Here is a 13,667-nt window from a genome sequence, read left to right on the forward strand (position 1 = left end):
AGTTTTTTGAAATCAACATACTGATTCCTGAATGGCATCTTTTCGCTGCGTTTTTCGCATTAGATGCCCATCGAACGTCTAATGGCGGATAGCAAAAGATAAGCATTTGTGTTTCAACTAAGTAGAGAGATTTATTAAACCAATATGAAAATGCAAATTGAAAACAAGCAAGGATCGTCTTCTGCTAAATCTGATAGCGGTGAAACTGAGTTGAATTTTGAGCAATGGGTCAAGCAAGTCCGTCCGCTATTGCTTGCATCGGTTCAAAAACGTGGCTCGAGATGATTCGTTAAAGGTTGTCCTTGAAAAGTTGCCCTTGGGATCTGACCGTTATTCGTCAATAATTGCGCTCCGATCAAGCAGTAAAAGATCACGCAGCTGGTCGGTATTCAGCTCAGTCAGCCAGCTTTCGCCTGCCCCGACGACCTGTTCCGCCAAAGCTTTTTTGCTTTCGATGATGGCATGAATTTTTTCTTCCAGGGTGCCACTACAGACGAATTTGTGGACTTGTACTTTGCGTTTCTGTCCAATTCGGAAGACGCGATCGGTTGCTTGATTTTCTACAGCCGGGTTCCACCAGCGATCGAAGTGAAACACATGATTGGCGCGGGTCAGGTTTAAGCCAACCCCGCCCGCTTTGAGCGACAAAATGAAAATGCGAGGGGCTTGAGGATCAAGCTGGAAGCGATCAACCATTTCCTCACGCTGTTTTTTAGACGTGCTGCCATAGAGAAATAGGGTTTCTCTGCCAAGCTGCTTTTCTAAATGGGCTTTGAGCAATTTTCCCCATTCGGCAAACTGGGTAAAGATCAACGCGCGATCGCCCTCTGCCACTACTTCTTCTAGCATCTCTTCCAAGCGTTGCAGTTTGCCAGAACGGGATTGAAAGGAGGCTAGATCAGGATTTTTAGTTTTGTCTTGACCCTCGACTGCTTCACTTTCCTCAGCGGTGGCTCCTTTCAAAAATAAATCAGGGTGGTTACAAATTTGCTTCAGTTTAGTGATGAGTGCGAGGATGATGCCTTTCCGCTGAATGCCGTCAGCGGCTTCGATATCGGACAGTGATTTCTCGACCCAGTGTTGGTAGAGAGACGCTTGCTCAGAGGATAAGCCGCAGAATATGGTCGTCTCTTGCTTATCGGGCAAATCTTGAATGATGGTGCGATCGCTTTTCAGTCGCCGGAGGATGAAGGGCTGCACCAGCGATCTCAAAGTTTGCAAGGATGCCGTATCGCCATACCGTTCGATCGGGGCCGCAAATCTGCGCTGAAAGAAGTTTTTGGGTCCCAGGTAGCCGGGATTGAGGAAATCCAAAATTGACCATAGCTCAGACAAACGATTTTCCACCGGAGTGCCCGTCATTGCGATGCGAAACTGGGCTGACAATTGCCGGACTGCCTGCGATTGTTTTGCTTCTGGATTCTTGATGTTTTGCGCTTCGTCCAGCACCACGCCCCGCCAGGAAACGGTTTGCAGGTCTTTGATATCTCGATGCACCAGCGCATAGCTAGAAAGTACCAGGTCAATTTCTTGAACCGCTCTAGCAAAGTCTCTTCCCTTCGGGCGACTATCGCCATGATGCACCAGCACTTTCAAGCTGGGCGCAAACTTCTGGACTTCTCGTTCCCAGTTGCCGAGGACTGAAGTTGGGCAAATCAACAGGGTGGGAGCATCTAACGAGTTTTGTTCCTGCAAGTGCAGTAGAAAGGCAATCAATTGAATGGTTTTACCCAAACCCATGTCGTCTGCAAGACAAGCGCCCAAACTCCACTGCTCTAGAAATGAGAGCCAACCCACGCCACGGGATTGATAAGGACGCAGCTCGCCCTGGAAGCTGGCTGGCGTTTCGATGTCTGCGATCGCCTGATTGCCACTAAGCGTATTGATCAGCCCTTCTAAGGCACCGGCTGCCTCAAAGCTAACCACTGGGAGCTTTTCAATCATCTGGGTATCGCCCGTGCTGATGCGTAAGGCATCTTCTAAGGACAGCGCAGGCTGATCTTTACGGCTGGCGAAAAAGGTTTGGGCGTTGCGAATATCTTGCGATCGCAGTTCCACCCATTCACCATTGATTTCGACGAGCGGCATATTCAACGCCACCAGGCGATCGAACTCTTCCTTAGAGATACTTTGCCCACCAATGGTGAGTTCCCACCGAAAATCGAGCAAACTTTGCAGACCAAGGCGCTGCCCTTTTCTCAACTTGGCAGTTTCCGCCTGAATTCTTAGTCCCAGTCGATTTGCCCAACCGTCCTGGCTGGCGAGACTAGGCGGCACCACCACCCCCAATCCACTATCTTGCAGTCTCCAGGCGGTGCTTTTGAGAAACTCATAGGCTTGCATTGAACTCAACGCACAAAACTGAGGGCGCGGTGCTTGCAGACTCGGCTCAATTGGGGCGTAAAGGCGAGAGGCTAATCCCAAGCCCATCAAGAAAATTTCTTGAGGCTGGGAGATCATTCGTCCTTGGACATTCAAACGCTCCACTGGATTATTCCAAATGGTTGGAGCATCCACAATGAAATTGGGCGTATCTACAGCCTGTAAGCCATACTCTAACTGCCAGTTGCTTTGTCCGTAGCTAGGTGGATAGAGAGACAAGCAGATGCGGAACAAATTTTCTGCGCGGCGATGTTGCAGCGGAGTCGTCCAGATTTGCAGGGAGGTTTCCAACGCTTCGATCGCGGTTGTTTGCAGTTGAGCCGCAGAATTGCTCAAGGCATGTAACCAATCCTCTAGTACCGGGGCGATCGCTCCCGTTTGCGTTGTTTCTTTTTCAGGTATGGGCAGCCCAGCAGTCTGAGCTGCTTGCCGAATCTGAGCATCTAGCGTGGATTGCAAGAAGTCGAGCAGCAAGACTTGAGGATCGGGGGGAAGAGAGAGGAAGAATTGGGAGTTGGGAGTTGGGAGTTGAGAGTGCGAGGTTGGGTCATTTTTGTCTTCTATCTTCTCTTTCTTATCTCCTCGCCATGCACCCGCCCCTTGCCCCTCATACATCCGACAAGCGGCAGGCATGCGATCGCCAAACAGCATTAAACGAGCCTGATCAACGGCACTATCCAACAATGGCTCCCATTCGGCAAAGACTGCAAAATCTGTTTGCCCCTCGTTGCGCTTCTCCAATCCGGGTAAAAATTTTGCCCGTGCCAACAAATCTAGGCTCCAACGGGCAACATGGCTCCAAAAGCGCAAATCTCCGCTGACAAAGGATTCCTCGACTTGCTGATAGCCCAATGGCAAAGAGTTGAGGAATAAAAGTGCCTCAGTCGCCGATAAACATAACCCTCCAACGTGCCAGGGGTAAACGACCAGGGGGAGATCACCAGCGGAAGTGGCGGATAGTTGCGGCAACAGGACTGCACTGCTGGGAACTGCCAAATCGCCTTCCAACACAGCAGTCGGTAAGCCGACGGTTTGGATCTGCCAGGTTGCACCGTGTAGATTGGGAGCGATCGCCTCTATGGTTGGGGTTGATTTGGCAGTTTTACGGGTTCTTTTGGGTGGATCTGGCTCCAATGTTGCCGCCACGGGAGCTAAGGCTGGCAGATAAATGCCATGCTCCTTTTGTAAGCCTTTGAGAAAATCCATCAATTCTAGCTGCGTCATCCCATAGGGGTTGGGTTGAACAACCGCAAGCTCAGCCGCTTCTGTTGGCACCGCTGCCTGCGGAGTGACCTTGCGCCAAATTTCTCCCCAAATGATTAGGCAACTCGCCTGCCCAGGCACGAATTTATCTTGGTTTGAATCGGATTGTTGCGGCAACAGTAGCCAGCTACCGTGTAAGATTGCCATTCTCGTTTAAAGCCTTCGGGGGTCGCTAATCGGATGAGTTCATCGCTATAGAGGCTATTCTATGCCCTGAGCATGGCAATTGCCGGGTAAATTTGCCACCCTGACGGCGATAAACGCATCTCAACACTGTCATTGTACAAGCTGCAAACTCCGGTCTGAGAGATTGCGATCGCCCAAAAAATTCTCTCTTTGTACATCAATGCTACGATTGCGACAGAGAATAAAAGATGGAAAAGGATACCACGTTACATGGAAGAAATTCAAAAGTCAATATCCTTTGATGGTAGGGATATTCGACTAAAGATTGGTCTGCTCGCTCCACAAGCAGGCGGTGCAGTCTTAGTCCAGTCGGAAGATACCGCAGTATTAGTTGCCGCTACCCGCGCATCAGGACGAGAAGGAATCGATTTTCTACCCCTGTTGGTCGATTATGAAGAGCGCTTGTATGCAGCCGGACGCATTCCCGGAGGCTTTCTTCGCCGTGAAGGTCGCCCTCCCGAAAAAGCAACCCTGATCAGCCGTTTGATTGACCGTCCCTTGCGTCCCTTGTTTCCGGGCTGGATGCGGGATGACATTCAAGTAGTTGCTACGACGCTATCGCTTGACGAACTGGTGCCCCCCGATGTGCTGGCGGTAACAGGTGCTTCGCTGGCGGTATTGCTCGCGCAAATTCCCTTTAATGGACCGATGGCAGCCGTGCGGGTGGGTCTCGTGGGCGATGACTTCATCATCAACCCAACCTACAAAGAAATTGAGAGCGGTGACCTAGATCTGATCGTTGCGGGTTCTCCTGAAGGCATCATCATGGTGGAGGCAGGCGCAAATCAATTGCCCGAACAAGACATGATTGAGGCGATCGATTTTGGCTATGAAGCGGTGCGTGATTTGATTCAGGCGCAACGCGATATCCTTAAAGAATTGGGCATTGAAATCGCCACAGCAGAAACGCCGGAAGTGGATAAAACGCTAGAAGATTTCATTCGCGAGCGCGTCACCGTTCCAGTCAAAGAAGTGATCGGACGGTTTGAAAAAGATAAAAAAGTCCGGGAAGCAGCTTTAGATGAGGTCAAAGGTTCTTTGACTGCTGCGATCGCTGAACTACCCGCAGAAGACCCGGTGAAATTGGCAGCCGCAGCGAACTCAAAAGCGGTGGGCAATGTGTTTAAAGATGTGACCAAAGTTTTGATGCGTCGCCAAATCGTGGAAGATGGCGTGCGGATTGACGGTCGCAAACTGGATGAAATCCGTCCTATTTCTTGCCAAGTTGGTGTATTGCCCTCCCGCGTTCATGGCAGCGCTCTGTTTAATCGGGGCTTAACTCAAGTAATGTCTGTAGTTACCTTAGGCACTCCCGGCGATGCTCAAGAAATGGATGATCTGCATCCAGATGAGAAAAAGCGCTACCTGCACCACTACAACATGCCGCCCTACTCGGTGGGTGAAACCAAACCCATGCGATCGCCCGGACGGCGCGAAGTGGGACATGGTGCCCTAGCAGAACGAGCTTTAGTTCCCATCCTGCCGAAGAAAGAAGATTTTCCCTATGTGCTGCGAGTCGTTTCTGAAGTGTTATCTTCCAACGGCTCTACATCTATGGGTTCTGTGTGCGGTTCCACCTTGGCGCTAATGGATGCAGGTGTTCCCATCCTCAAACCCGTCAGCGGAGCCGCCATGGGTCTGATTAAGGAAGGGGAAGAAATCCGCATCCTCACCGATATTCAAGGCATTGAAGATTTCCTGGGAGACATGGATTTCAAAGTGGCTGGCACCGATACTGGCATCACCGCTTTGCAGCTTGACATGAAAATTCACGGCTTGCCGATGGATGTGATTGCCCAAGCCATTAATCAGGCAAAACCTGCTCGCTTGTTTATTCTCGACAAGATGATGCAAACCATCAACACGCATCGTACAGAGATGTCGCCCTTTGCGCCTCGTCTGCTCACCATTAAGATTGACCCTGAATTCATCGGCATGATTATTGGTCCTGGCGGGAAAACCATTAAGGGCATTACCGAAGAAACAGGTGCCAAGATCGACATCGAAGATACTGGCATTGTGACAATTTCGGCGATCGATGGTGAAAAAGCAAAACGTGCCCGTTCTATTATTCAAGGCATGACTCGCAAGCTCAATGCCGGCGATGTCTATGCTGGGAAAGTAACGCGCATTATCCCTATTGGGGCCTTTGTGGAGTTTCTTCCAGGTAAGGAAGGCATGGTTCACATCTCTCAACTCGCTGACTACCGGGTGGGCAAGGTGGAAGATGAAGTGAATCTTGGGGATGAGGTGATTGTCAAGGTGAAGGAAATTGATAGTCGTGGGCGCATCAACTTGACGCGTTTGGGCATCCATCCTGATGAGGCGACTGCGGCTCGTGAGGCGGCGACTCAAGCTTAGGAGAATGGATTAAAAGGCGCGATCACTTTATTTCTAAGGTCGCGCCCTTTTGCAAAAATCGTTCATGATTCACAATTTTAGCTAAACCATTCACGCATAATCTCAACGAGGATTTCTTTACAGGAGTCCTCGTTTTTTATTGAAAGGAAACGTTCTCTATCCAAAGCTTGTTTCGCCAAAGCTGAAAATCCTTCAAAATGAATAATGTTAAGATTATTAAGATTAATAACAATTCATTTCGAAGCTGACCTTTGAGTTCTGCTTGTCTACTTGTTCGATAGTGAGGAAACATCTCGTGACTTCTCTGCTACAACTCTCTCAAACGATCGAAGATAACTTAATTGCTGATTTCTTTCGCCAATCCGAAGGCGGTTGGCGCTCTGAGCGGCGGTACTACACGCTCCCTGATGGCGAAACCAAAGAAGTCGTCAGCATCATTCAAATTCGCTTTTTGCCCCAGGGTTCTCCAGAGTTGATCCATCTTGCAGGATTACACGAGCTAGCGGATAAAACGGCGTTGACCTGCGGAGCAGAGGTCAGTTGGGATAGCCAAGAATCGGTGACAGGCAAGCAGCAATCTAATGGTTCTACTTTGTTTGGGGCGCTGGGCACGAGCCTATTGCGCGATCGCGGCTTTGCCACAACAAAACCTGTCACGGCTCAATATCACTTCACCAATCCGCAAACCCTTTGCCTCAAAACAGAATACAAAGGCTCGTCTTTTGAAGAAGAGTTGAAGCTAATTGGGCAACTGTATCGCACGCGCCAAACTATTATTTCTCGTGCGGGTGAGCAACAAATGATTGGTCAATACTTGGAAAAACGTTTGTAGAAGAAAGGGCATCGCATCTGGTTCGAATGCTTGAGATTTCATCCAAAGGCAGTTGCCAGATGCGATACCCCTACTAATATTGGCTGGCAGATTTGCGGTGGTTCACGGCTGTAACTCCTGTTGATTCCAACATCTTGCCGTACTCCACTAGCGCGTAGAGCAGCCAGTGATCACCGCAATCCATCCGATTTTGCACGGTGCATTCCAGGTAAGATAAAGCCTCAGTCAAGATCAAGCATCCGTTGGCAGCAGGTTCCGTTGCCAAGTTGATAAAAGGATTTTCATCCGGTGTGGCGGGTTTTGCAAAGAAGCGGCGCAAATTTTTACCTTCTTTCAAAATATTCAGCACAAAGTGTTCACCCGCATGGGCGAGGCAGTCTAATTCTCGATCTTTGGCGATCGCCACCGTAATAGCAGGTGGGCTAAATCCTGCTTGCGAGACCCAGGAAGTGAGGAATCCTACAGGAACCCCGTTTGATTGAGCCGTCACCACGCACAAGGAACCTGTGACTCGCCCGACTGCCTGCCCCGTGCGATCGCTCATCCCATCTACACTGGCTTGTCGCGGTGCCCGAATTTTACGGGCGCGGTTGAGGGTACGGGCAAACTCTGCTCCAGCCTGCTCACACTTTTCTAGAGTGTCTTCTGTGGGCGTGAACTTAACGCGAATCGTTTTAAACCCCAACGGGTAGCCTGCATCCTGAAGCTTACTTTCAATCAGATCGACTGCCTCCCCACTCCAGCCGTAGGAACCGAATACACCAGCGACTTTTGTTTGGGTGGCAGTGGATAGCACAATCCCTAATGCGGTCTGAATTTGGGTTGGCGGGTGCCCTGCCAACGTTGGGGAGCCGATGATAAAGCCATCACAGTCTTCAACCGCTGCCGTAATTTCTGCTGGGTTGGCAAACTCGCAGTTAATGGCTTGAACGGCAACTCCGGATTGGCTTACACCCTTAGCGATCGCAGTTGCCAGAGTTGCGGTATTGCCATAGGCAGAGGTATACAGTAGCGCCACATTCAAATCCTTGGTCTGCTGCTGTTGGCACCACTGGCGATAGTCCAAGGTGAGAACGCTGAGGCTATGGCGCACAATGGAACCATGCCCAGGAGCATACAGCTTGGCTGGAACCGACCTCAGCTTATCTAAAATCGCCTCAACTTGGGGTGCTTGAGCGGCATGGAGACAGTCAAAATAGTAGCGGCGATCGCCATCTAATGCCTTCCAATGCTCATCAAACACGGCATCATCACAAACATGAGCGCCAAATAATTTGTCGGTATAGAGCACGCGAGTGCCTGGATCATAAATGCAAAGTGCATCTGGATGGCGGGGGGTAGGCACAAAGCGAAACTGGAGTTCATGCCCATTGCCCAAATCCAGCACTTCTTCATCACGAACAATGTGCACTTTTAGGGTTTGATTGCCAAATTCAATTCCTAAATCGTGGGCTTCATCGTCTCTTGGCGAGGGCAGGGCTGGCTGATTGGCGAACACCGATCGCAGTGTATTTGCGCCAGGTTTGGAACAAATCACGGTGACGTAGGGAGCCAATTCTAACAAGCGCTTGAGTGTTGCCAATCGATTAGGGTTCACATGACTCAAAACGATGTAATTTAACCGCTGATAGTAAAGATGATGTCCTAACTCTTCTAAAAAAAGCTCGGTAAAAGACTCGCCTGGTGGATCAATGAGTACGGTTTGTTCTGCCTGAATTAGATAAGAGTTTGCCGTGGTGCCTTTTTGACGGGCATATTCGGTCTCAAATTTGAGCCGATCCCAGGTGCGCGATCGCAGCACAGTCGTACCAGCACCCATCTCAGCAACTTGAACATCACGGGGTTTGAAATCAGCCATAGGTAGGGAATAGCAGCAAGGGGACGAATATCAAAAAAAGAAGCGACACGAACTATCAAACAATCTAAAAATCAAAATTAACCCTCTAAGCTAGAAAGCTCAGCAGTTTCTTTCATCATAAAAGCAATGTCGGGTTGCTCAGAAAGATGGCTTTCCCCGGCTCCCACCTCTCGCGAAAGGCTTCTTCTTCTGGATAGTCGTTTTTCTGGATCAACGCCTTCAAAAGTAGGCGGTAGCCATACCCGAATGATCAGCAATGCCCCGAGCACCAGTAAAAATGCATAGGCAGAAAGTACCTGATTCCAGGGAACTTCCAACACGCCTTGGACAATCACTTCCCGCAAAACAGACACGATCGCTACTTCCACAGCCACCCCAATCGATACCCGTTGTTCTTGTAGATAAATAATCAGCAAGCGAAACAATTCCACCAGAATCAGCAGAAATAGAATATCAGCCGTCACTTCTTGAAAATCTAAGGGTGGCAGTAGCGACAAAAACATACTGCGTAGTTGCAGCACCATGACACAAAATAAACCGATGCAGAGAGAAATAATAATTAAATCCTGAACGATTTCTAAGGCGTGTACAACGCGATTAATCCAGGTAGGTTGTGTAGATGTGGGTGGGCTTACAGAGGGTTGCATGAGCAGATCCTTAGTCCAGTACATTCATAGAGTCAGAATACTCTTAAAATAACTTATATGTAAGCAGCCATCCTATTGGAAAAACCTATGGTTTTGATTGGTAAGCTTGACGCAGTTGCATCCTCAGCTATTGTGCTGAAATGGACTAAAATCTCCACCCAGGACTCTTTAGGACTTTCTCTATGAGTTGGGAGGTCTATTTGATGGCAGAATCAGGCAAATGCAAGGGGTGTCAATTAATCAGCCCTAGGCAACTGTTTGAAAAAAGCTTCCCCAAGACAATTATTTAGGCAGAATTAGTCAAATCAATAGAATGAAGCAGATCGTTGAAATCTGCGATTACAGCTATTCGACCGCTTTGGTTTAATAGTGATTGCCCACTTTCCGATGGTGAACGGCAGTTAACCCATCGGCTTTGGAAACACGCCCCATATCCACACTGCTGTAAACAATCCAGTGGTCGCTGCCTTCCATCCGGCTAATCACCTCACACTCCAGGTAAGCGAGGGACTCTGCCAGGATCGGGCATCCGTTGGAGGCGGGGTAGATTTTGATGCCAGCAAAGCGATCGGCACCAGGAGGAAAGCGCCTCAAAAAGTGCTTCATTAAGGGCTGATAGTTACCTTCTTCGAGAATATTCAGCACAAAACGATCGCCCACATGCATGAAGGATTCGATCGCCCGGTCTTTTGCGACGGCAATGGTGATGCCAATCGGTTCCAAGCTAGCTTGAGCCACCCAGGATGCCAACATCGCGCTAGAGGCTTCGCCTTTTTTCGCAGTGATGATGTACAGCCCGCCGCTGAGACGTCCCAGAGCTTTATCCAGGTCATTATCCAGGGATTTCATTTGCTTGATGCTGCGATCGCGCGTTAACCATTGTCCTAGGTCAGTTCCGGCTTCTTCACACAGTTGATAAGTCGCTTCCGTTGGCGTTTCCTTGATCAAAATGGGTGAAAACGCTTCCACAACGCCAATCTCTTGAAGCTTGTTCCGCAAGGGATACACCGATTCATCATCGCCACCGCCCGATTCAAACAAACCAAAAGTTTGTTTGGCATGGGTTGCAGCCAAAATCGTGCTGAGTAATGGCTGAATTTGAGCAGCAGAGGCACCCGATTGCGGCGGCATTCCAATCACAATCCCAGCGGCAATATCGACCAGTTCCCGCACTTCTTGCGGATCGGCTTCCAGCAGATCAATTAGTTCAACCACAACGCCTGTTTTGCCGACCCCTTGGGCAATGGCATGAACCAAGCGATCGCTACAGCCATACTCAGACACATAGAAAAATGCGACCGTAGTCGCTGCCTTTGCTTGCGCTTGGCTCCAAGTGCGATAGCGTCCGACTAAATCTTCAACGTGGTATTGCAGCAAAGGACCATGCCCAGTCGCAATTTGAGCAACGGTTGGCAAATCACCCATCCGCTTCAACGCCGCCAACACTGAACGAGCATTGGGACCCATTAAGCAGTCGTAATAGGTTTTGTAGTCTGCGTTCAGTAGCTCTAAATCTTCGTCATAGGTTTGATCATCGCAATAGTGCATCCCAAAAACATCGCAGGTGAAGAGGGTCTGCGTTTTGTGATCGTAAGTGAGGATAGTGTCGGGCCAATGCAGATTGGGCGCGGCGACAAACTCCAATTCGTGTCCGTTCCCCAAATCAAGTCGTTCTCCGCTCTTGATCTGTTTTCGCTGAAAAGGAAAATGGATTAAATCATCCAAGAACTGCATGGCAACTTTGGCACCCACCACAATAATGTTGGGGTTAAGTTCCAACACATCTTTAACTAAGCCGCTGTGGTCGGGTTCAGTGTGGCTAATGACGAGATAATCGATCTCGGCAGGATCGATTAAGCCAGTCAGAGTATCTAAGTAAAGTTGGCGGAATTTTTCGTGGGAGGTATCGACCAGCGCTACCTTTTCGCCGCGAATCAGGAAAGAGTTATAAGTCGTGCCATTTTCTAGAGCAAATTCAATATCAAACCGATCGCGATCCCAATCAAGCGATCGAATCGCTGTTGTATTAGCAGCAATCTCAACGGTTTGCATGGTCAGCCGAGTAGATGTTTTTTCTCGAAGTGCCACCATGATTAACCTCTCTTATGTAAGTACTTAAAATAAAAAATTGTCTATTTTCTTATCTTGAATGGGGATCTGAATTTTGTAAAGTTTTGTTAGGCAAAGTTACTTATCAGTATAGCTTATCGTTTTTAAGAGGCTGATTTTTTGGAAGTGACTAATGTGTGGATAGCGCTTGTCATTGGCAATTCCCGGCTTCACTGGGCAGAGTTTAGCAGCGATCGCCTCCAGAAAACCTGGGATACGCCCCACGTGAATCAGGATCAAGTCCAGTTGCTACACGAGCTTTGGATTGCGTCTGTTGTGCCATCGCAAAATCAGTTTTGGCAAGCTTATGATCGTGCTCACTTTTTAAGCCTGGAGCAAGTGCCGCTGCAAGGAATGTATCCCACCTTAGGCATCGATCGCGCCTTAGCAGTGTGGGGTGCCATCCAAACCGTGGGCGACCCTGTTTTAGTTATCGATGCCGGAACTGCCCTTACGTTGACCGGATCGAACGGCGATCGCCTCATTGGCGGAGCGATTCTACCCGGATTAAAACTACAATTCCAATCCCTCAATCAAGGCACCGCGGCTTTGCCCCTATTTTCCCTTCCTCTTTCCGCTTCTTCCCTTCCCCATCGTTGGGCGCTGACCACTGAAACTGCGATCGCCAGCGGCATCTTGCATACGGTGATTGCTGGGCTGCACTCTTTTATTCACGATTGGCGGCAGATCTATCCAACCAGCGCTGTTGTATTCACGGGAGGCGATGGCAATCTCTTACATCATTACTTCCAGGATCTCTACCCAAATTTAGCTAGTTCCGTGAAAGTGAATCCTCATCTAGCTTTTAACGGTATTCGAGCCATTCGCAAAAATAATGAACTTTTCATTAGCAACTGAGAATCACACTTAGCATATGAGAACTATTTGCAATAAACTTTTAGAAGAGTGAGATAGCTCTAAATGCAAAAGTGACGTTTATTATCTGTAATGTCTTCATTCAAAAATTTTGACAGCGATAAGTTCTGGGGGCGACGGCGACTTTTACAAGCAGGGTTAGGCAGTGCGGCTTTGACTGGAGCCGCTGGCAGCTACTACTGGCTAGACCAGCGATCGCACCAGCCGGTGCGGGTGCCCCCATTGCCCGTGGATACGCCCACCTATGGCAATGGTGTGAACCCCATGCAGGCGCTACGGGACTTTGACTATGGCACCGTTAAGCAAGAAAACGGGCGCACAATTCGCGAGTTTCGGATTATTGCCGGTACTACACCGCTGCAATTAAATAGCGCAGTTTCTTACGTTACTTGGAACTACAACGGACGGGTGCCCGGTCCCACTCTGCGTGCGCGGGAAGGCGATCGCATTCGAGTCCTTTTTCTCAATCAGGGTGGACATGCTCATACCATGCACTTCCACGGCATCCATCCTAGCAACATGGATGGGGTGCGCCCCATTAGCAATGACAAAGCTTTTATTTACGAATTTGATGCGGTGCCCTACGGTTTACATCTTTATCACTGCCATATTGCCCCTGTCACTCGGCACATCGGCAAGGGATTGCATGGCATGTTGATCATTGACCCCAAGGAAGGTCGCCCACCTGCCGACGAGATTGTGCTGGTGATGAATGCTTACGATATTAATGACAAGAAGCGCAATGATTTATATGCCTTTAACGGCTTGCCTCATTACTATATGCACCATCCCATCCCGATTTATAAAAATCAATTGGTGCGCGTATATTTGCTGAATATGGTTGAATTCGATCCAGCACTGACTTTTCATATCCATGCCAACTTCTTTCGAGTCTATCCAACCGGAATGGTGCTTAAACCTGCTTATGAGGCAGATGTGATTACGATGGGCACGGCTGAACGGCATATTTTGGAGTTTGCCTATCCGTACGCTGGTAAATATATGTTTCACCCCCACCAGGACGCGATCGCGGAAGCGGGCTGCATGGGACTGTTTGATGTGATTTCACAAAACAGTTGAGAATTACTCGCAGAGTTATTGACATTAGTAATCAAAAGCATCAGGATTAAGCTTACTTGCTTTGACAAGCTGT

General features: G+C 49.0%; 8 protein-coding genes. 4 read left to right on the forward strand and 4 right to left on the reverse strand.

Going from position 1 to position 13,667, the window contains the following annotated elements:
• Positions 1–330 precede the first annotated feature (330 nt).
• Positions 331–3,792, reverse strand: a complete 3,462-nt coding sequence (locus JOY44_RS03830; RefSeq protein ID WP_171572396.1) for a DEAD/DEAH box helicase — start codon at positions 3,790–3,792, stop codon at positions 331–333.
• Positions 3,793–4,041: 249 nt separating this feature from the next.
• On the opposite strand from JOY44_RS03830, the gene JOY44_RS03835 reads away from it, so the two are divergent.
• Together JOY44_RS03835 and JOY44_RS03840 are read left to right on the forward strand one after the other, a co-directional pair.
• Positions 4,042–6,192, forward strand: a complete 2,151-nt coding sequence (locus tag JOY44_RS03835) for a polyribonucleotide nucleotidyltransferase (RefSeq protein ID WP_171572397.1) — start codon at positions 4,042–4,044, stop codon at positions 6,190–6,192.
• Between the two features lie 295 nt (positions 6,193–6,487).
• A complete protein-coding gene (locus tag JOY44_RS03840; protein ID WP_171572398.1) occupies positions 6,488–7,024 on the forward strand; it encodes a phycobiliprotein lyase in 537 nt (178 codons plus the stop codon).
• Between the two features lie 73 nt (positions 7,025–7,097).
• Here JOY44_RS03840 and JOY44_RS03845 read toward each other — a convergent pair whose 3' ends face one another.
• From JOY44_RS03845 to JOY44_RS03855, 3 genes are all read right to left on the reverse strand, one after another.
• Positions 7,098–8,882 carry a diflavin flavoprotein gene (locus JOY44_RS03845; RefSeq protein ID WP_171572399.1) on the reverse strand — a complete coding sequence of 595 codons (1,785 nt, stop codon included), beginning with the start codon at positions 8,880–8,882 and terminating at the stop codon, positions 7,098–7,100.
• A 77-nt stretch (positions 8,883–8,959) separates the two neighbouring features.
• The gene (locus tag JOY44_RS03850; RefSeq protein WP_171572400.1) at positions 8,960–9,529 is read right to left on the reverse strand and encodes a phosphate-starvation-inducible PsiE family protein; all 570 of its coding nucleotides are present in this window, start codon (positions 9,527–9,529) and stop codon (positions 8,960–8,962) included.
• Positions 9,530–9,892: 363 nt separating this feature from the next.
• Positions 9,893–11,620, reverse strand: a complete 1,728-nt coding sequence (locus JOY44_RS03855) for a diflavin flavoprotein (RefSeq protein ID WP_171572401.1) — start codon at positions 11,618–11,620, stop codon at positions 9,893–9,895.
• Positions 11,621–11,764: 144 nt separating this feature from the next.
• Here JOY44_RS03855 and JOY44_RS03860 point away from each other — a divergent pair, with 144 nt between their 5' ends.
• Together JOY44_RS03860 and JOY44_RS03865 are read left to right on the forward strand one after the other, a co-directional pair.
• Positions 11,765–12,496: a pantothenate kinase gene (locus tag JOY44_RS03860; RefSeq protein WP_171573686.1), complete on the forward strand. Its 732-nt coding sequence runs from the start codon at positions 11,765–11,767 to the stop codon at positions 12,494–12,496.
• A 90-nt stretch (positions 12,497–12,586) separates the two neighbouring features.
• A complete protein-coding gene (locus tag JOY44_RS03865; RefSeq protein WP_171572402.1) occupies positions 12,587–13,594 on the forward strand; it encodes a multicopper oxidase domain-containing protein in 1,008 nt (335 codons plus the stop codon).
• Positions 13,595–13,667: the final 73 nt, after the last annotated feature.

This window comes from Leptolyngbya sp. Cla-17, from assembly GCF_016807185.1.
GTDB lineage: Bacteria > Cyanobacteriota > Cyanobacteriia > Leptolyngbyales > Leptolyngbyaceae > ULC077BIN1.